The organism is Microbispora hainanensis, from assembly GCF_036186745.1.
GTDB lineage: Bacteria > Actinomycetota > Actinomycetes > Streptosporangiales > Streptosporangiaceae > Microbispora.
Genome location: NZ_CP108086.1, coordinates 7,611,071 through 7,629,615, shown reverse-complemented (window position 1 = coordinate 7,629,615; position 18,545 = coordinate 7,611,071). Strand labels below are relative to the sequence as shown.

At 72.6% G+C, this 18,545-nt stretch carries 15 protein-coding genes and 1 rRNA gene; 13 read left to right on the top strand and 3 right to left on the bottom strand.

The window, feature by feature from the left end; translation table 11 throughout:
- Nucleotides 1-31 precede the first annotated feature (31 nt).
- Both rrf and OHB01_RS34805 read left to right on the top strand, forming a co-directional pair.
- A 5S ribosomal RNA gene (rrf, locus tag OHB01_RS34810) occupies nucleotides 32-148 on the top strand.
- A 353-nt stretch (nucleotides 149-501) separates the two neighbouring features.
- Nucleotides 502-3,066 (top strand): hypothetical protein, encoded by a 2,565-nt coding sequence (locus OHB01_RS34805; protein ID WP_240972140.1) that lies wholly within the window; start codon nucleotides 502-504, stop codon nucleotides 3,064-3,066.
- A gap of 91 nt (nucleotides 3,067-3,157) precedes the next feature.
- Here the strand turns inward: OHB01_RS34805 and OHB01_RS34800 are convergent, their stop codons facing one another.
- A complete protein-coding gene (locus tag OHB01_RS34800) occupies nucleotides 3,158-4,084 on the bottom strand; it encodes an MBL fold metallo-hydrolase (RefSeq protein WP_328854553.1) in 927 nt (308 codons plus the stop codon).
- Nucleotides 4,085-4,188: 104 nt separating this feature from the next.
- Here OHB01_RS34800 and OHB01_RS34795 point away from each other — a divergent pair, with 104 nt between their 5' ends.
- Complete coding sequence (locus OHB01_RS34795; protein WP_142651789.1) at nucleotides 4,189-4,896, top strand: single-stranded DNA-binding protein; 708 nt, start codon at nucleotides 4,189-4,191, stop codon at nucleotides 4,894-4,896.
- On the opposite strand, the gene OHB01_RS34790 is transcribed toward OHB01_RS34795, so the two are convergent.
- Complete coding sequence (locus OHB01_RS34790) at nucleotides 4,871-6,097, bottom strand: DUF1015 family protein (protein ID WP_240972141.1); 1,227 nt, start codon at nucleotides 6,095-6,097, stop codon at nucleotides 4,871-4,873. The genes OHB01_RS34795 and OHB01_RS34790 overlap by 26 nt on opposite strands.
- An 87-nt stretch (nucleotides 6,098-6,184) precedes the next feature.
- Here OHB01_RS34790 and OHB01_RS34785 point away from each other — a divergent pair, with 87 nt between their 5' ends.
- A complete protein-coding gene (locus tag OHB01_RS34785) occupies nucleotides 6,185-6,616 on the top strand; it encodes a tetratricopeptide repeat protein (protein WP_142651791.1) in 432 nt (143 codons plus the stop codon).
- A gap of 20 nt (nucleotides 6,617-6,636) precedes the next feature.
- Nucleotides 6,637-7,641 (top strand): HAD-IIA family hydrolase, encoded by a 1,005-nt coding sequence (locus OHB01_RS34780; RefSeq protein WP_142651792.1) that lies wholly within the window; start codon nucleotides 6,637-6,639, stop codon nucleotides 7,639-7,641.
- Nucleotides 7,642-8,020: 379 nt separating this feature from the next.
- Here OHB01_RS34780 and OHB01_RS34775 read toward each other — a convergent pair whose 3' ends face one another.
- Nucleotides 8,021-8,368, bottom strand: a complete 348-nt coding sequence (locus OHB01_RS34775) for an SCP2 sterol-binding domain-containing protein (protein WP_142651793.1) — start codon at nucleotides 8,366-8,368, stop codon at nucleotides 8,021-8,023.
- A 529-nt stretch (nucleotides 8,369-8,897) separates the two neighbouring features.
- On the opposite strand from OHB01_RS34775, the gene OHB01_RS34770 reads away from it, so the two are divergent.
- The 8 genes from OHB01_RS34770 to murJ all read left to right on the top strand — a co-directional run bounded on the left by OHB01_RS34770 (nucleotide 8,898) and on the right by murJ (nucleotide 18,523).
- On the top strand, nucleotides 8,898-9,119 hold the full coding sequence (locus OHB01_RS34770; protein WP_142651794.1) for a hypothetical protein: 222 nt from the start codon (nucleotides 8,898-8,900) through the stop codon (nucleotides 9,117-9,119).
- Nucleotides 9,120-9,234: 115 nt separating this feature from the next.
- Nucleotides 9,235-10,044: a TlyA family RNA methyltransferase gene (locus OHB01_RS34765; RefSeq protein ID WP_142651795.1), complete on the top strand. Its 810-nt coding sequence runs from the start codon at nucleotides 9,235-9,237 to the stop codon at nucleotides 10,042-10,044.
- A 25-nt stretch (nucleotides 10,045-10,069) separates the two neighbouring features.
- Nucleotides 10,070-11,014, top strand: coding sequence for an NAD kinase (locus OHB01_RS34760; RefSeq protein ID WP_142651796.1), 945 nt, complete (start codon nucleotides 10,070-10,072; stop codon nucleotides 11,012-11,014).
- 201 nt (nucleotides 11,015-11,215) lie between these two features.
- Entirely contained in the window at nucleotides 11,216-12,982 is a 1,767-nt protein-coding gene (gene recN, locus OHB01_RS34755; RefSeq protein ID WP_142651797.1) for a DNA repair protein RecN, read from the top strand.
- Nucleotides 12,983-13,575: 593 nt separating this feature from the next.
- A complete protein-coding gene (gene steA / locus OHB01_RS34750) occupies nucleotides 13,576-14,772 on the top strand; it encodes a putative cytokinetic ring protein SteA (RefSeq protein WP_168066539.1) in 1,197 nt (398 codons plus the stop codon).
- Nucleotides 14,769-15,746 (top strand): copper transporter, encoded by a 978-nt coding sequence (locus OHB01_RS34745; protein ID WP_142651798.1) that lies wholly within the window; start codon nucleotides 14,769-14,771, stop codon nucleotides 15,744-15,746. The genes steA and OHB01_RS34745 overlap by 4 nt, the downstream gene beginning before the upstream one ends.
- 52 nt (nucleotides 15,747-15,798) lie before the next feature.
- Nucleotides 15,799-16,752 (top strand): hypothetical protein, encoded by a 954-nt coding sequence (locus OHB01_RS34740; RefSeq protein WP_260617528.1) that lies wholly within the window; start codon nucleotides 15,799-15,801, stop codon nucleotides 16,750-16,752.
- A 106-nt stretch (nucleotides 16,753-16,858) separates the two neighbouring features.
- Nucleotides 16,859-18,523 carry a murein biosynthesis integral membrane protein MurJ gene (gene murJ / locus OHB01_RS34735; RefSeq protein ID WP_328854552.1) on the top strand — a complete coding sequence of 555 codons (1,665 nt, stop codon included), beginning with the start codon at nucleotides 16,859-16,861 and terminating at the stop codon, nucleotides 18,521-18,523.
- Nucleotides 18,524-18,545 lie beyond the last annotated feature (22 nt).

Below are 18,545 nucleotides of genomic sequence, written 5' to 3'. Positions count from 1 at the left end.
AGCAACCACTAGGTTGTGTGTTTCGTGGGGTTACGGCGGTCATAGCGGCAGGGAAACACCCGGTTACATTCCGAACCCGGAAGTTAAGCCTGTCAGCGCCGATGGTACTGCACCGGGGACGGTGTGGGAGAGTAGGACACCGCCGGACAATCTTTATATGGAGGGGCCACCCGTAGAGGGTGGCCCTTCTGTGTTTACGGGGTCGTGTCATCACCACGCCGTAACCGGCATCGACGGGGAACGAAAGCTCCGGTCGAGGCTCGGGCGGTGGTGATGGCGCGCTAGGCTGGCAGTGCCGGGCCACCCCACGGGTGGCCTTCGTCGCATCGGACGAGAAGCGAAGGCCGCGGTGGACGCGATTGCAGCGGACCTGCGGCGCAAACAACATGTCTTCCCTGGAACTCATCGGGCAGGGGCAGATCCCCAACAGTCAGGACAGCGGGAAGACGGAGCCCTGCGGCCGGCGAACCGGACGCGGTGAGCAAGCAACAGAGGACAGAAGTGAACAGAGAAGACGGGCGCGACGGCGCGGGCCGTGGCGGAGACAACCGCGACGAGAGCAGAAACCGGGGCGAACGCTCCGGGGGATACCGCGGTAATGGAGGAAGCGGCGGCTTCGGCGGTCGTTATGGAGAGCGGCGAGAAGGCTTCCGGAGCGACCGCGGCGAGCGCGGCGAGCGCCCGTTCCAGTCCGACAGGCGCGGCTACCGCGATCAGGGCGGAGCGTCCGGGGGACGCTTCGGTTCGCGTGATCGTGACGACAGGCCGGGCGGCTCCTACGGGGATCGTGACAGGCGCGGCGGCTATGGCGGCAGGGATGACCGCGGTCGCCGTCCCTTCGGCACCGGGGACCGTGCCGGTGGCCGCACCGACGATCGCGGCGGATACCGTGACCGCGACGGGGGACGAAGCTTCGACCGCGGTGGTGACCGGCCGCGCGGCTCCGACGGGCGCAGGGACGCCGGAGGCGGCGAAGGACGCGGGGATCGCGTCTACCAGGACCGTGACTCCTTCCGCACCGATCGGCCGCGCCGCCCCTACGGTGACCGCGACGGCTTCCGGGGCGGACAGGGCCCCCGGGATCGCGACGACCGCGGCGGACGCCCGTTCCGCTCCGACGACCGCGGCAGCCGGCCGTACGGCGAGCGCCGCCCGGAGCGGCGGGAAGGCGGCGGCGGGTACGGAGACCGCCCGCAGCGTCAGGGCGGCGGTTTCGGCGGGCGCTACGGCTTCCGGGAACGCGACGCCCGCGATGGTCGCGAGGGCCGGGAGAACCGGGAGGGCCGGGACAGCCGCTCGTACACGCCCCGGAACGACCGTGACGACCGCGGTGGCTTCGGCAGCCGTCCGCCGCGGCGTACGGACCAGGAGCGCGGCTACGGCCGTGACGACAGAGGCGGCAGTGGGTTCGGGCAGCAGGATCGTCCCCGGCGTCCGTACGGCGATCGAGGCGGCGATCGGGGCTTTGGCGGCCAGGACCGGCCGCGGCGTCCGTTCGGTGACCGCGACAGCAGAGGCGGCGAGGACAGGCCCAGGCGCCCCTACGGCGACCGGCAGGACACCGGCGGCGACCGCTACCGCGATCGGGACTCGTTCCGGGACGGGCCGCGCCGTACGCCGGGGGACCGGCCTGGCGGGTCCTTCCGCGACCGCGACGACAGGCGTCCGGGCCGCGACCGTGAGGAAGGGCCTCGGACGTTCCGTGGGCGTGAGTCGGGCTCCGGCGACCGGCCGCGGCGGCAGTTCGGCGGCGATCGCGGTGCCCGCCCGTTCGGCAGGGACCGTGACGAGTCCAGGCCGTTCAGCGGCGACCGAGGTGCGGCGCGTCCCTTCAGCCGCGACGAGCGGGGCGGCAGCCGCACCCGGTACGGCAGGCCGGACGAGCAGAGCAGGCCGAGGGTTCGCGAGGAGATGCCTCCGCTCGACCCCGACATCACGCCGGACGAGCTGGACCGGGAGGCGCGTGCGGAGCTTCGCTCGCTGCCGAACGACCTGGCGGACCTCGTGGCCAGCCACCTCGTGGCGGCCGCCCGTGCGCTGAGTGCCGAGGATCCGGAGAAGGCGTATGAGCACGCCAAGGTGGCGCGCCGCTTCGCGGGCAGGATCGGCGTAGTGCGCGAGGCCACCGGGATCGCCGCCTATCACGCGGGGCAGTACGCCGAGGCGCTGGGCGACCTGCGGGCGGCCAGGCGGATCACCGGCTCCGACGAGTACCTGCCGATCATGGCGGACTGCGAGCGTGGGCTCGGGCGGCCCGAGCGGGCGCTCGACCTCGTCCGGTCGCGTGAGGCCGAGCGGCTGGACCGCGCGGGCCGGATCGAGCTGGCGATCGTGGAGTCCGGGGCCCGTCGTGACCTCGGGCAGCACGACGCTGCTGTGATCACGCTGCAGAAGGTGCCGGAGCTGCGCGATCCCCAGCCGAAGCCGTGGTCCGCACGCCTCGCCTTCGCGTACGCGGACGCCTTGGCCGACGCGGGACACGAAGAGGCGGCGACCGACTGGTTCGCCCGTGCCATGGGGTTCGACGAGGACGGCGAGACCGATGCGGCCGAACGCTATGCCGAGCTGACCGGCGGCCTGATCGAGGACCTGGAAGAGGATTACGACGAGTCCGGCGAAGAGCCCGGTGACCTCCCGGACGACATCCCGGACGACCTCGCCGACGACGAAGACGAGGTCGGCGACGAGGAAATCCAGGAAGCGGTCAAGGACGAGGACGAAGACGAGGAGGACCTCCCCGTCGGTTCCCGTGACGACGACCAGTCCGACGAGGACGAGCCGACCGGCGAACAGGCGGACGACGGCTCCTCGGGCGAGGTCGTCGCCGAGGTGGCCGCGGCCGACGAGGCACCGGCACCGGTGGCGTCGGTGGCTCCTGTTGCTCCCGCGGCGATGCCGGCACCGGTCGGCGAGGAGACGCGCGACGCTGACGAGGCGGCCGAGCGGCCTTCCGCCACGAGCGCGCCGTCCTACGGCCCCGCGTTCATAGAGCCGAACTTCGGCGACGTGCTCGACGACTCCGAGGACGCCGAGGACCCCGAGGATCGGACGAAGCGCCAGCCTTGATGTTCCGAACGGGCGCCGCCTTGGCGGCGCCCGTTCGTCTTTCCGGGGAAGCTCGCTCCGGGAGAGCCGGGCCGTGACTACGGGCTGACGGTCAGCGCGGGGTGCGATCCAGCCAGTGCATGATCCCCGCGACGTTCGACGGCGCGCCGCTCAACAGCTCGAACTGCTCGGCGGTGGCCTCGTCGGCGCGCAGCGCGGCGTACCGCTCCCGCGTGCGGTCGCGGACCATGGCGATGGCGTGATCGAGATCGAGCCCCTCGGCCCTGGCCCGTCTGGTGAGGTCCACCCAGATCCGGAGCTCCTCGGCCGAGCGTTCGAGGGTCGAGGGCACGTCCTCCACCGGTCCGTAATGACTGAACAGCAGCCGCTGCGGCTTCAGGGCCGTGAACAGCGCGATCGAGCCGAGGGCGACGTCGAGGTCGAAATCCGGCGGCGGTGTGGCGGGCCGCAGGTCCCCGGTCTCGGGCAGATACACACCGGCGGCGTCCCCCACGTACAGGTCACCGGTGAGCGAGTCGAGCAGGCCCACGTGGTGTTTGGCGTGGCCGGGGGAGTAGTGACTCGCCAGGGTGCGGCCGTTGCCCAGATCGATCGTCCCGGTGTCGCCCAGGGCCCTGATGCGGGCCGCGTCGGTCGGCGCCAGAGTGCCGAACAGTACGTCGAGCTTGTCGCCCCAGACCATCTTGGCGCTCGCCATGAGCCGGGAGGGATCGGCGAGATGGCGGGCGCCCTTCTCGTGTACGACGATCTCGGCGGACGGGTAGTAGTTCGCGATGTCGCCCACGCCGCCGGCGTGATCCAGATGGATGTGGGTGACAACGACGGTCGCGAGGTCGTCCGGTCCCACGCCGAGGGAGGACAGGGCGTCCCTGACCACGGGAGCCGAGGTCGAGGTGCCCGTCTCGACGAGGCAGGGGCGGTCGCCGAGGATCAGATAGCCCGCGGTGATGCCGGAGTAACCCGCCATCCGCGTGTCGATCTCGTAGACGTCGCCGCCGAGCGGAGTCACGTTGTCCACAGGCCACTCCCGAAACTAGAACCGGTATTCACAGAATGGCATTCAGGACCGCACCGGCCCAACCTGGTCACGCATAGTGATCTCCACGGTAGAGAGGAGTTCACATGCACCGCAACGAGGTGGTGCTGGCCGGGCGGCTGTCCATGGAGCCGGCACACAGGGAACTGCCGGGCGGAGCCCTGCTGACGCAGTGGCGCCTCGCGGTCCGCAGACCGGGAAGCCGCTCGGGGCGTCAGCGGTCGGACGCGATCGAGTGCGCGACGATCGACGACGGCGTGCGGGCCATGCTGGCCGGCTGGCAACGCGATGATCTGGTCGAGGTGGAGGGCGCGCTGCGCCGCCGCTGGTGGCGCGGCGGCAGTCGCTACGAGATCGAGGTCCGTACGGCACGCCGCGTCGAGACGGCCGCGCCCCGCATCAGGCCATGCAGAAGAACGCCCCAGGCCGACGACGAGAGGGCGGCCACCCGGAACGGGCGGGCCGCCGAGGTAGCCGAGGCGCCCGATCTTGTCATGCCTGAAGCGGCATCCTGCGGTGATGATGCCGGGGCCGGGATCGGGAGGGCCGGTGCCGCCCCAGACGCGCCCGATACGGTCACGCCCGAGGCGGGGCCCTGGGGCGACGGCCCTGCAGCGCGGGTTGGGCAGGCCGGTGATGGCCATGGTGTGCCCGATGCCGCCATGTCCCAGGCGGCACCCAGTGGCGATGTCTCCGGCGCCTCTCCGGCGGCGTCATCCTGCCATCACCAGGACGACGCCGTCTCGGCGGAGTTCGCCGGCGAGGTGGTCAGTCAGTCGCGAAGGTCCGCATGACCAGGCCCGTGCGGGGCTTGGGTCCGAACGAAGTCGACTTGCGCGGCACCCGCTCGCCCTGCGCCGCGACCGTGAGGACGTCCTCCGTGGACAGCGGATTCAGCAGCACCGCCGTCCCGCCGAGCCGGCGCGCCCTCTCCACCGCGTCGAGCGGGTCGTGGTGCACGACCATCACCGACTGTTCGCTGTCGGTGATCCCCCACACCTTCGGCAGGAGGAACGTCGTGAGGACCGAGGTGTCGAGCATCCGCCACCGCGGAGACTGCCCGGCCGGCATGGCGTGCTCGACCTGCAGCGGGTCAGGGTCTGTCAGCAGATGGGCGGGTCCGTCACCGGCGAGCACGAAGGCGGGGCCGGTCGCGGTGGCGAGCCCCGCGAGGGCGTCCTCGACCAGGGGGAACTCCTGCACCTGCCACGCGCCCTTGGCCCGGGCGGCGGCCTCCTGCAGGGGCAGTCCCGGAATGACCCGGTGGATGGCCCGGAGCTCGGGCGGGTATGCCGTGGAATCGACCAGGTAGGCCAGGCCGTAGTCCCAGGGCCCGGGCCCGATGTGGTCCTTCTGCAGCGCCTGATATGTGGCGTAGCGGTGGTGACCGTCGGCGATCAGCGCCTGGCGATCGTGCAGGTCCTCCGCGACGGCTTCGATCTCGTGGGGGTCGGTCACCGCCCAGAGCCGGTGGTGCACGCCCTCGCGCGTCCGGACGTCCATGAGGGGGAAACGCTGGGCGGCCACGTCGTCGACGAGCCGGGAGGCGGTGCCGCCGCCTTCGTACAGCAGGAAGATCGGCTCGAAGTTGGCCTGTGTCGCCCGCATCAGGGCGAGCCGGTCGGCGACGGGCTCCGGCAGGACGTTCTCATGCGGAAGGATCGCGGTCGACCCGACGCCGACGCCTCCGATCAGGCCCCGCTGCAGGAAACCGACCCCGCTCTGCTCGTACACGTAGAGGCCGGGCAGGGAGTCGACCGTCAGCACTCCAGTGGCGAGCCACTCGCTCAACGCCTCGCTCGCCTCACCGTAGTGGCTGATTCCGGGAAGGATCAGGCGCACTACGTTGTTCGGATGACGACTGAGCAAATCTCGCAGCTCTTCAGGGGAGATGAGATCGTACGGCGGTGAGGTGACAGCGGCCAGATCGTCCACCGCGTAACGCACGCCGCGGAACGGACGTAGCACCAGTCCCGCCCGTTCAGAACTCTCCATACCGGGCATGTTGCCATAAGTGCCCGGACTCCCCGACGCTGCGGTGCCCGGTTGCTTGTGAAATCGGAGTGCAGGAGGGCTTACCCCATGTTCGAAGGACGAAACGAGGCCTCTGCTTCTTCCAATGATCCGGGCGGTACGCCTTCCGGCGGTGTCTACGAGTGGTTCAAGCGTGGCATGAAGCTGCTCGAAGAGGGCAGCCCGGCCGCCGCGGCGGCGATCCTGGAGCACGCCGTGCGGGCCGAGCCCGATTCGCGCAGCATCCGCGAGGCCCTCGCCCGGGCCCAGTTCAACTCGAAGCGGTACGACGAGGCCGCCGGCAGTTTCCGGTGGATCGTCGACGCCAACCCCGCCGAGGATTACGCCTACTTCGGTCTCGGCTTGTCACTGTGGCGCAGCGGAGACATCGAGGCGGCTCAGGAGCCCCTCGCGGTGGCGGTGGCGATGCGCCCCGATCTTCGTCACTACGTGTCCGCGCTGAAGCAGGTCAGGGCCACGCTGCGGGCGAGGCAGGCGTGACCGTAGGCCATACTTCCGCCATGCAAGAAACCACCGGCGTGCTCGTGGACGCCTACGACACGTTGCTGCTCGACCTCGACGGCGTCGTCTACCTCGGCAGACAGGCGGTCCCCGGCGCGCCGGAGGCGCTGGTCAAGGCCCAGGACCGGGGCGTGCGGCTCGCGTTCGTGACGAACAACGCGTCCCGCACGCCGGGGGCGATCGCCCAGCACCTCACCAACCTGGGCATTCCGGCGGCCCCGCAGGACGTGGTGACCTCCGCGCAGGCGGCGGCCCGGCTGATCGCCGAGCACGTCCCGGCCGGCTCCGCCGTCCTGGTGGTGGGCGGCATGGGACTGCGGATGGCCCTGCGCGAGCACGGCCTGCGCCCGGTGACCACCGCCCTGGACGCGCCCGCCGCCGTCGTGCAGGGCATCGCCGACAACCTGTCCTACGGGCTGCTCTCCGAAGGGGCGCTCGCCGTACGTCAGGGAGCGTGGTTCGTCGCGGCCAACGGTGACACGACCATGCCGACGGGCCGGGGCAAGCAGCCCGGCAACGGTGCGATGAGCCGCGTGATCGCCACCGCGGCCGGCGTCGAGCCCGTGGTCGCGGGCAAGCCCGAGCCGCCGTTGCACCGCGAGTCGATGATCCGCACTCGCGCCGAGAGGCCGCTGATCGTCGGCGACCGGCTCGACACCGACATCGAGGGCGCGACCCGGGCCGGGGTCGACAGCCTGCTCGTGCTGACCGGTGTCGCCACTCCTCTGGATGTGCTCACCGCCGCGCCCCATCACCGTCCCACCCACATCGCCGCCGACCTGTCCGGTCTGCACACGCCCGTGGTCCCCGTACGGCATGGCTCGGGCGGCTGGACCTGCGGCGGGTGGACGGCCGTGTGGCAGGACGGCGAGCTCGCGCTCACGGGGGACGGCGACCCCGTCGAGGGGCTGCGTGCGGCGTGCGCCGCCACCTGGGAGGCGGTGGGGGACGGCCAGGCGGACGAGGGCGCGGTGAAGGCCGCCCTGACTGCACTCGGCCGCTGACCACGCGTCGGCGGCGTCGCCTCCCGCATCCCGCCGCCTCAGGCAGCCCGTCCCACGCCCCCTGAGTTCCTAGGCCTCATGCCCGCCGGTCTCAGGCACCCCGCCTCAGGCAGCACGTCTCATGCCATGCGCCTCGGTCGAGGGCCCGGCGTCGCGCGGGGCCAGGGCCCTTACCCGGCATGCGGCGTGAGGGTCCTGGTGGGTGTGTTGCGAGATCCGTGCGTGAGGCCCCCGCGTGGCTCGTGGTGAGACCGATGGGTCGCGTGTGGCGATGGCCCAGCCCGGCGCGTGGCACGGGTCCGCGCCGGGGTGCGTTGCCAGTGTGGCGGAAGCGGCCAGCCGGGAGCGGCCGGAATGGAGGAGCGGCCGACTGGACGGGTCAGAGGAGTTTGCGAAGGCGCAGCAGGTCGCCGAGGCTCGCGTCGATCTTGACCCGGCCGCCCAGCAGCGCGCGGCCCATGTCCAGCTCGCCGTTGACCATCGAGACCAGGTCCTCGCTCTTGAGCGTCAGCTTGACCTCGGCGGGCCGACCATCCTCCGGGGGCACTTCCTTGAAGGCGTCGAGCCCGCCCCGGTGAATGCGGCCGTAGAAGGTCACGCCGAGATCGGAGATCCGGCAGGCCAGCCGGCGTTCGACCACGTGCTTGGCACGGTCCTCCTCGCTTATGTCGTCGAACTGCTCGACGAGCTTGTCCAGCGCCGCCCGGCATTCCTCGACGGTCGCCATGCGCCTGCCTTTCTTCTCACGGACCGTGTCGTCTCGCGGACCGGGTCTCCTCGTGAACCGCGCACGGATCATCGGTCGGCGATGTGATTCCCCTCTACCTACCGACAGTAGCTTTCCACGGACCGCCTGCGCGAAATCCGCGTCGGGTCATGGAAACGCAACGGTGCGAGTGCGGTGGTCCGCGCGCCGTAGATTGCACGATCAAGGGGGGCTGAGCGCGCCGTTCGCAGGCCGCGTGCGGCGAGATCATGTGGTGGGAAGGCCCGCGCCCCTCCCGCGGCACCCTGTGGCCCCCTGCGGAACGGCCGGACGGCGCACGACCGTCGGTGGCGTCCGATAGCGTCGAGGCGACCAGTGCCGCAGGGGCTCATACGGGTGGAGCCGCGCGGCGTGGCCGCGTGCGCCCTCCTGCGACGTCCGGGGTTTGGTCCGGTGCGAGCCGGGCCGACGCCCGGACGCGGGCCGGGGGTGCACGGGAAAGCGTGACAGGAAAGCCTGACGGGGCAGCTGATCGGAGCGGGAAGGGACCATGACGGACAGCGGGATCGCGGCCGGGGAGCATCACGCCTCGGGCGCCGACGGCGTGCAGGCCGCGTTGTCGCCTCTCGGACGGTTGGCTCACGCGCCGGTGTCCGAGCACGTGGGCGTCTTCGAACAGGTCCTCGGCGGCCTCGAGGCGGTGCTCGCGTCCGTGGAGGACACCGGCGAGCGGCAGGCCGAAGCACACGGCGACCGGGGGAGCGATCAGTGAGCCCCACGGCGGTAGCGGTGGCCGCCGCGCGCCGGGCGCGGATCCGTAGCGCACAGGACGGCGTGGGCCGGACGTGGGTCCGTACGACAGGGGACGACGCCGCCGGGCGGGCCCGGTGAAGCGCGTCCGGCTGGACAGCGAGCTCGTACGCCGCGGGCTCGCCCGGTCCAGGGAGCAGGCGGTCCAGCTCATCGAGGCGGGCCGGGTCAGCGTCGGAGGCCGGGTGGCGGGCAAGGCGGCCACCCAGGTGGACACCGCCGCCCCCATCGTGGTCGCCGAGACCGCCGAGGGCCCCGATTACGTGTCCAGGGGCGCCCACAAGCTGCTCGGCGCGCTGAGCGCGTTCGAAGGGCTGCGCGTCGAGGGACGCCGGTGCCTCGACGCGGGCGCCTCGACCGGCGGCTTCACCGACGTCCTGCTCAGGCACGGCGCCGCCCATGTGCTCGCGGTCGACGTGGGGTATGGCCAGCTCGCCTGGTCGCTGCGTACGGACGAGCGGGTCACGGTGATGGAGCGGGTCAACGTCCGCGACCTGACCCCGGAGATGGTGGGCGAGCCGCCGACGCTGATCGTCGGGGACCTGTCGTTCATCTCCCTCCGGCTCGTCCTCCCGGCCCTGGTGCGCTGTGCGGCCGAGGTGGCGGAGTTCGCGATGCTGGTCAAACCGCAGTTCGAGGTGGGCAAGGAGCGCGTGGGCTCGGGAGGCGTCGTACGCGACCCGGCTCTGCGGGCGCAGGCGGTGCGGGACGTCGCGGCGGCGGCGGGATCGCTCGGCCTGACGGTGAAGGGCGTGACGGCGAGTCCGTTGCCGGGGCCGTCGGGAAACGTGGAATACGTTCTGTGGCTCGGGAAGGGGCCGGGGCACGATCCCGTTCCCGATGTGGACGCCGCCATCGACACGGCGGTGGCGGAGGGACCGCAGTGAGAGCGGGCGGCGAGGCGTGGAGACGATGAGCACGATGAGCACGGGCGGCGCGGCGGACCGGGCGGATGCCAAGAGGACCGTCCTGGTGACGGCGCACACGGGCCGGGAGGCGGCCGTGCGCAGCGCTCGCCTCGTCATGGAACGGCTGATCGAGGCGGGCATCAACGTGCGGGTGCTCGACGAGGAGGCCGAGGAGCTGGGCTGCGCCCACGTCGAGGTGGTCCCGGAGAACGACGCGGCCCTGGAAGGGGCCGAGCTGATCATCGTCCTGGGCGGTGACGGCACGCTGCTGCGCGCCGCCGAGCTGGCCCGCCCGGCCGCGGTGCCGCTGCTCGGCGTGAACCTGGGGCACGTGGGCTTCCTCGCCGAGGCCGAGGTGGAGGACCTGGCGTCCGTGGTGGACCTGGTGGTCGAGGGCCGCTACGAGGTCGAGGAGCGCATGACGATCGACGTCGTCGTGCGCCTGAACGGGTCGGTTCTCGCGCGGACCTGGGCGCTCAACGAGGCGTCGGTCGAGAAGAAGGACCGCATGCTGGAGGTCGTCGCCGAGATAGACGGCCGCCCGCTGTCGCGCTGGGGGTGCGACGGCGTGATCTGCGCGACCCCCACCGGGTCGACCGCGTACGCCTTCTCGGCCGGTGGGCCCGTCGTCTGGCCCGAGGTGGAGGCGCTGCTCCTGGTGCCCAACAGCGCCCACGCCCTGTTCGCCCGGCCGATGGTGGTGTCGCCGAAGTCCACGCTCGCGCTGGAGATCCTCCCCGACACCAGTGCCGGTGTGCTGTGGTGCGACGGCCGCCGCCGCTTCGACATCCCGCCCGGCGCCCGCGTGGAGGTACGCAGGGGCGAGGTGCCCGTGAGGCTGGCCCGCCTGCTCGGTGTGGAGACCACCGGGGCGCCGTTCACCGACCGCCTGGTCGCGAAGTTCGGCCTGCCGGTGCAGGGCTGGCGAGGCCGCGTACGCTCCGGCTGACCCCCGAGATCCCCCGAGACCCCGCGAGAAGCCGCGATCCACAGCGGGTTGTGGCAGTTGGTGGTGATATGCCGGATGAGCAGGACTTTCGTATCCACAGATTCTCGTTCGGGTCGCGGCCGGGTCACGCTGTCCTCGAAAATCTTGACGAGTTACGCGTAGGATCTCTGGCGAGTTCGGTCGGCAAAACGGGAGGGACCAGTGCGGCCACGGGTCGAGGAGGTCCGCATCCAGGGGCTCGGCGTGATCGACGAAGCCGTTCTGGAGCTGTCACCGGGATTCACCGTCGTCACGGGTGAGACCGGGGCCGGCAAGACGATGGTCGTCACCGGTCTCGGCCTGCTGTTCGGAGGGCGGGCCGACCCCGCCCGGGTCAGGCCGGGCGCCGACAAGGCGCTGATCGAGGGCACGCTCGTGATCGAGCCCGGGGGCCGCGTGGCGCAGCAGGTCGCCGACGTCGGCGGCGAGGTCGAAGACGGGCAGCTCATCATCGCCCGGTCGGTCTCCGCGGAGGGCCGCTCCCGCGCCTGGCTGGGTGGCCGTGCCGTGCCGGTGGGCACGTTGACGTACATCGCCGACGACCTCGTCGCCGTGCACGGGCAGATGGACCAGCAGCGGCTGCTCCAGCCCGGCAGGCAGCGCGCGGCGCTCGACCGCTACGCCGGCGACGAGCTGGTCAAACCCCTTCGGGCCTACGAGCAGGCATACAAGCGGCACAAGCAGGTGGGGGAGCTGCTCCACGAGCTGACCGTCAAGGCCAGGGAGCGGGCGCAGGAGGCCGACGTGCTGCGGTTCGGCCTGGAGGAGATCGAGAAGGTCGAGCCCAGGGCGGGGGAGGACGCCGAGCTGAAGGAGGAGGCCGAGCGGCTCTCCCACGCCGACGCGCTGCGCACCGCCGCCACGACCGCGCACACGGCGCTGCTCGGCGATCCGATGTCGGGCGCGCAGGACGTGCAGGACGCCGTGTCGCTGCTCGGTCACGCGAAGGCGGCCGTGGAGTCCGTACGCGACTTCGATCCCGCGCTCGCCGGGCTCGCCGACCGCCTGGCCGAGGCCGGTTATCTGGTCTCCGACGTGGCGACCGAGCTGGCCGCGTACGCCGAGTCGGTCGAGGCCGACCCGGCCCGGCTCGCCGCGGTGCAGGAGCGCAGGGCGGCGCTGAACGGGCTCATGCGCAAGTACGGCGAGGACGTCTCGGCCGTGCTCGCGTGGGCCCAGCGGGCCGCCGAGAGGCTGACGGAGCTCGATGGCGACGACGAGCGCATCGAGGAGCTGACGCGGGAGCACGGCGAGCTCACCGAGCGGCTGGGCGAGCTGGCCGCCGAGCTGACGGCCATCCGCACCGCCGCCGCCGAGCGGTTCGGCCAGGCGGTGACCGAGGAGCTGACCGCGCTCGCCATGCCGCACGCCCGGGTGAGCGTGGCGATCACCGCCACCGAGGGCTTCGGCCCGCACGGCGTGGACGAGGTGGAGCTCCGGCTGGCCTCCCATCCCGGCGCGCCGCCGCTGCCGCTGACCAAGGGCGCCTCCGGCGGTGAGCTGAGCCGGGTGATGCTCGCCATCGAAGTGGTCTTCGCCGGCGCCGACCCCGTTCCGACGTTCGTGTTCGACGAGGTCGACGCGGGCGTGGGCGGCAAGGCGGCCGTGGAGATCGGCAGGCGGCTGGCCAAGCTCGCCAGGACGGCGCAGGTCATCGTGGTCACCCACCTGCCGCAGGTCGCGGCCTTCGCCGACCAGCACCTCGTGGTCGAGAAGGCGAGCGACGGCCGGGTCGTCCGCAGCGGCGTCGTGACGCTCGACCAGGAGGGACGCGAGCGGGAGCTGTCGCGCATGCTCGCCGGGCTGGAGGACTCCGAGCTCGGCCGGGCGCACGCCGCGGAGCTGCTGTCCATCGCCGCCGCCGACAAGGCCGCCTGGGAGAAGGCGTCGTCGGGAACGGCCAAGCCCTCGGGCCGCCGCGCCGGCTGAGAGCTTCGGGTCCGCCGCGTCTCGGGCCCGCTCGGCCTTGTCCCGGGCGGGGATGCGGCTCTGCGGCGGGCTGAGGGGCTCGGGTCCGCCGCGTCTCGGTCCCGCTCGGCCCTGTCCCGGGCGGGGATGCGGCTCTGCGGCGGGCTGGGGGGCTCGGGCCCGCCCGTGCCGGTTCACGGCCGCGCACTGCGGCTGCAGACGCCGGGTGCCGGTCTTCTCTCGTGCCGCCGGCCGAGGGTTCCGCCGGCCGAGGGTTCCGCCGGCCGAGGGTTCCGCCGGCCGAGGTTCCGATGGCGGAGGGTTCCGCCATCGGGCCGGGGTTGCTGACTTTCGCGGTGTTCGCCTGGTCAGCGCGTACACTCGGCGGGGCGCGCACGGGGGTGACGTTTGGAGCGGGGCGCGCCGGGAAGCAGTCAAGCCCCGGAAACGAGGGGGCGGAGGAACAGGGGGCGACGGCGTCGCGGAAGCAGGGCGTTGACCTGGGGTGTCCCTGGTCGGCGCACCTCGGCAACATCCCTGACTTGCAGTGACAATTCAGACGAGCCGTAAGGTGTGGAAGCGTGGCGGTCGCCGCCTCTGGCAGGATGGTCATGATGAAGGTCCCGAGCTTGAATGTTCCGGGCCTCCGCCGCAGGAAGGCTGACGGCCTTCCCGGGGTGACGGCAGTGGCGAGAATCGACAGACGGACGAAGAGGCTGACCAAGCGCCTCAAGCCCGGAGAAATCGCGATTATCGATCACGTCGACATCGACCGGGTCAGCGGGGAGGCTCTCGTCGCGTGCGGTGTGGCGGCCGTGGTCAACGTCGCCGCGAGCATCAGCGGACGTTACCCCAACCTCGGGCCTCAGATCCTGATCGACGCGGGCATTCCCCTGATCGACAACGCGTCGCCGGAACTGTTCGAACGGATCGCCGACGGCGACGTGATCCGCGTCCACGACGGCATGGTCTACCTCGGCGAGGAACTCGTCGGAAAGGGACAGGCGCAGACCGCCGAGACCGTCGAGGCGGCCATGACCGAGGCCCGCGCGGGCCTCGCCGTCCAGATCGAGGCGTTCGCCGCCAACACGATGGAGTACGTCCGGCGCGAGCGCGACCTTCTGATCGACGGCGTCGGCGTGCCCGACATCCGCACCTCCCTGGAGAACCGCCACGCCCTCATCGTGGTGCGGGGTTACCACTACAAGGAGGACATCGCCACGCTCCGGCCGTACATCCGGGAGTACCGCCCGGTGCTGATCGGCGTGGACGGCGGGGCGGACGCGCTTCTCGACGCCGGGTATGTGCCCGACATCATCGTGGGCGACTTCGACTCCGTCTCGGAGAAGGCGCTGTGCTGCGGCGCCGAACTGGTCGTCCACGCCTACCGCGACGGCCGGGCGCCGGGGCTGGAGCGGGTGCGCAAGCTGGGCCAGGAGGCGGTCGTGTTCCCCGCGACCGGGACGAGCGAGGACATCGCCATGCTCCTGGCCGACGACAAGGGCGCCACGCTGATCGTCGCGGTCGGCACCCACTGGACGCTCGACGAGTTCCTCGACAAGGGCAGGTCGGGGGCGGCGAGCACGTTCCTCACCCGCCTGCGCGTCGGCAGCAAGCTCGTGGACGCCAAGGGCGTGAGCAGGCTCTACCGCAGCCGGATCTCCACGCCCTCCCTGCTGCTGCTCGTCGCCACCACGCTGGTCACGATCGGCGTGGTGCTCTCGGTATCGCCGATCGGCCAGGTGTGGCTGAACGGCCTGCGCGTGGCCTGGAACGGCTTCATCTTCTGGTTGGTCGGACTCTTCTCGTGATCGATTTCCGTTATCACCTCGTCTCGATCGTGGCGATCTTCCTCGCGCTCACGGTCGGCATCGTGCTGGGCAGCACCGTGCTGGAGCCCACGTTCTTCAAGTCGGCCGAGGAGATGACCGCGTCGCTGCGGCAGGCCAACGAGAAGTACCTGACGCAGATCTCGGAGCTGCAGACGCGTGAGGAGGGCGGCGACTCACTGGTCACGACCCACCTGCCCGACCTCGTGCGCGGCCAGCTCGCGGGAGAGCGCGTCGTGCTCGTCGAGGCCCCCGGCGCGTCGGCCGCGCTGCGCGACCCGATCGAGAAGCTCGTCACGAGCGCGGGCGCCTCCTACTCCGGCCGGGTCAGCCTGACCGACAAGTTCATCGACGCGGAGCAGGCGAGCGTGATCGACGGGCTCGCCACCAACCTGGCCCCGGCGGGCACGACCTTCCCCGACGGTGCCACGCCGTACGACAAGGCCGCCACGATGCTCGCCGGCGCCATCGTCACCAACGACCACACGCAGGCGGGCCGGGCCAACCCCGCGGCGACCGGCGTGCTGGAGGCGTTCCAGGCGGGCGACTTCCTCACCATGAACGGCAACCCCGAGCAGCGGGCGACGCTGGCCATCGTGCTCGCGCCGGCCCAGCCGTACGAAGGGGAGGACGCCGACCGGCAGACGAACGCGCTGGTCTCGGTCGCGGCCGGCCTCGACGGCGGCGCTCTCGGCACGGTCCTTGCGGGCACCGTCACCGCCTCCGCCAACGGCGGCGTCATCGCGGCGCTGCACGACACCGGCGGCGTGGCCTCGGCGGTCTCCACCGTCGACACCGTCGATTTCGCCGCGGGCCGTGTCGTGGTGGTCTACGCTCTGCGGGAGCAACTGGCCGGCCGTTCGGGCTCCTACGGAGTCGGCAGCGGCGCGACGGCGTTCGAGCCCGCGGTGACCGCGCCCAGCCAGACCCCCACCCCGGCGGCGAGCCGGGGGTGAGCCGCCGGTCGGCGCATCACGCCTGACGAACACGTAGAGAAGGGCAACAGCCGTGGCCAGACGTCCCCAGGCCGGCACCCGCGCCGCCGCGGTGCTCGGAGCCGCCGTCGGCGCCGCGCTCGGCGCGGTCGCCGCGCGCGCCGCCTTCGCCGCCTTCCGGCGCCGCCCGCCGATCGGCGACGAGAAGACCGCAGACGAATACTGGACCCGGGTCAACCACCGGGGCGAGCCGGTCACGCTGCTGGAGGGCCCCGCGTTCGCCGCGGGCGCCGTCGCCGCCTCGGCCCTCGCCCCCGGCCTGCCCGTACGGGCCCGTGCGGCCGCCGTGCTCGCCGGAGCGGGCAGCGGCGTCCTCGGCGCGTACGACGACCTGTTCGGCACGACCTCGTCGAAGGGGTTCAAGGGCCACCTGGCGGCGCTCGCGCGCGGCGAGGTGACCAGCGGAGCGGTCAAGATCCTCGGCATCGGCGCGACCGGGCTCGCCGCGGCGGCGCTCTCCCCGCGTGACGCCCGAAGCGGGGGCGTGCTGGCTCGGTCCCTCGACACGCTCGTCGACGGGGCGCTGATCGCCGGCAGCGCCAACCTGGCCAACCTGTTCGACCTGCGGCCCGGCCGTGCGATCAAGGTGGGGCTGCTCGCCGGGGCTCCGCTGCTGGCCGCCTCGATCGCCGCGCCGTACGGCCCGCGCTCCCGTCAGGCCGCCGCGCTGACCGCCGTCCCGCTGGGCGCGGCGGCGGCGCTGCTGCCCGAGGACCTGGGCGAGCGGGCGATGCTCGGCGACGCCGGGGCGAACGCCCTGGGCGCGCTGCTCGGCCTGGCGGCCACGGCCCGGCTGGGCAGGCCCGGCCGGATCGCCGCACTCGGCGTCGTCGCCGCCCTCACCGCCGCCTCGGAGAAGGTCAGCTTCACCAAGGTCATCGCCGGCAACCGGGTGCTCAACCGCCTGGACATGCTCGGCCGCCGCGCCCCGCAGACCACCTCCGGCACGCCGGGGTCGCGCGGGTGACCTGGACGACCAGAGCCGTCCGCGGAGCCGTACGGCACCGGCATGGCTGATCGCATGGTTGAGCGGCATGGTTGAGCGGCATGGTTGAGCGGCATGGTTGAGCGGCATGGCTAGACGGCTCGGGGCGGGGATCGCGGGGGCGGCGGTCCTCATCGGGATCATCACGGTCCTGGCGCGGGTGACCGGCTTCGCCAAGCAGCTGGCGTTCGCCCGCACCGTCGGCACGAACTGCCTGGCCACCGCCTACTACACGGCCAACAACGTGCCGAACATCGTGTTCGAGGTCGTGGTCGGCGGCGCGCTCGCCGGGATGGTCGTCCCGGTGCTCGCCGGCGCCGCCGCCAGATCGGACGGCGAGGCGCGCGCGGAGGTCGGCCGGATCGCCTCCGCGCTGCTGACCTGGGTGGTCGTGCTGCTGGTGCCGCTCGCGGCGCTGACCGCGCTGGTCGCGGCGCCGGTGGTGCGGCTGCTGGCGGGCTCCGAGATCGACCACTGCGACGCGGGCCAGGTCGCCGCCGTGGCCGCGCGCATGCTGGTCGTCTTCGCGCCGCAGATCCCGTTGTACGGCATGGCCGTGGTGCTCTACGGCGTGTTGCAGGCCCATCGCCGGTTCTCGGGCCCGGCGCTGGCGCCGCTGGTGTCGAGCGTCGTGGTCATCGTCGCCTACCTGGTCTTCGGGCCGCTCAGCGACGGCCACAAGGACCCCGCCACCGTGCCCGCGCCGGCCGAGATCGCGCTGTCGGCGGGGACGACGCTCGGCGTGCTGGCCCTGGTCGTCACGGTGATCGGGCCCACATGGCGGCTCGGCCTGCGGTGGCGGCCCACGCTCCGCTTTCCCGAGGGCGTCGCCGTACAGGTGCGGCGGCTCGCGCTGGCCGGGCTGAGCGCGCTGGTCGCCCAGCAGGCCGCCGCGGCGATCCTGATCCCCATCGCCAACCGCGTCGGCGGGGGCGCGCTGCCCGCCTACAACTACGCGTGGGCGATCTACCAGGTGCCGTACGCCGTGCTCGCGGTGCCCATCGCGACCAGTGCGTTCCCCGCGCTCGCCGCGCGGGCGCAGGCCACGGGTGCGGACGGGGGCGAGGGCTTCGCGGCGCTGGCGGCGCGGACGACCCGCGCGGTCGTGCTGGTCTGCGGCCTGGCGGCGGGGGCGCTCGCCGCGGTCGCGGCGCCGGTCGCGCACGTCTTCCTCGCCCAGGCCGACACCGAGGTCGCCGCGGCGGAGTTCGCCCGGGGGATCGCGCTGTTCGCGCCGGGGCTCGTCGGATATGGCCTGGTGGCCCACCTCAGCCGGGTGCTGTACGCCACGGGACAGGGCAGGGCGGCGGCCCGGGGACAGGTCGCCGGGTGGCTGGTCGTGGCCGTGGCCCAGGTGGCGTTCGTCCTCGTGCTGCCCGGTGGCTGGGGGCTGGGCGGGCTCGCGCTCGGCCAGGCGGCCGGCATGACGGTGGGGGCCGGGCTGCTGCTGGCCTCCGTCGTACGGGCGCGAGGGACGCGGGCCGCCCAGGGCGTCGCGCGGGCCGGTCTGGCCGCGCTGCTGGGCGGGGGAGCGGGTTTCCTCACGGGCGCGGCGGCCGCCCGGCTTCCCCTGTCGGGCGAGGGCCCGTGGGGTGGTCTCCTGACGGCCGCCATCGCCGGTGCGGCGGCCGTGGTCGCGGGGGTCATCGTCGCCGCGCTCGTGGACCGCCGGGACCTGACCGGCGCCCTGTCCGGGCTGCGACGCGGCAGAGGCGCGAGCCCCGCGGACCAGCCCGCGGAGAAGGCCGTATGAGAGCCGCCGGTGGTGAGGAGAG

Excerpts from the sequence above, each read along its gene's own strand:
- OHB01_RS34795 (WP_142651789.1), top strand. The coding sequence starts at position 4,189 with ATGCACCGCAACGAGGTGGTGCTGGCCGGGCGGCTGTCCATGGAGCCG.
- OHB01_RS34790 (WP_240972141.1), bottom strand. The coding sequence starts at position 6,097 with ATGGAGAGTTCTGAACGGGCGGGACTGGTGCTACGTCCGTTCCGCGGC.
- OHB01_RS34785 (WP_142651791.1), top strand. The coding sequence starts at position 6,185 with ATGTTCGAAGGACGAAACGAGGCCTCTGCTTCTTCCAATGATCCGGGC.
- OHB01_RS34780 (WP_142651792.1), top strand. The coding sequence starts at position 6,637 with ATGCAAGAAACCACCGGCGTGCTCGTGGACGCCTACGACACGTTGCTG.
- OHB01_RS34775 (WP_142651793.1), bottom strand. The coding sequence starts at position 8,368 with ATGGCGACCGTCGAGGAATGCCGGGCGGCGCTGGACAAGCTCGTCGAG.
- OHB01_RS34770 (WP_142651794.1), top strand. The coding sequence starts at position 8,898 with ATGACGGACAGCGGGATCGCGGCCGGGGAGCATCACGCCTCGGGCGCC.
- OHB01_RS34760 (WP_142651796.1), top strand. The coding sequence starts at position 10,070 with ATGAGCACGATGAGCACGGGCGGCGCGGCGGACCGGGCGGATGCCAAG.
- steA (WP_168066539.1), top strand. The coding sequence starts at position 13,576 with ATGAAGGTCCCGAGCTTGAATGTTCCGGGCCTCCGCCGCAGGAAGGCT.
- murJ (WP_328854552.1), top strand. The coding sequence starts at position 16,859 with ATGGCTAGACGGCTCGGGGCGGGGATCGCGGGGGCGGCGGTCCTCATC.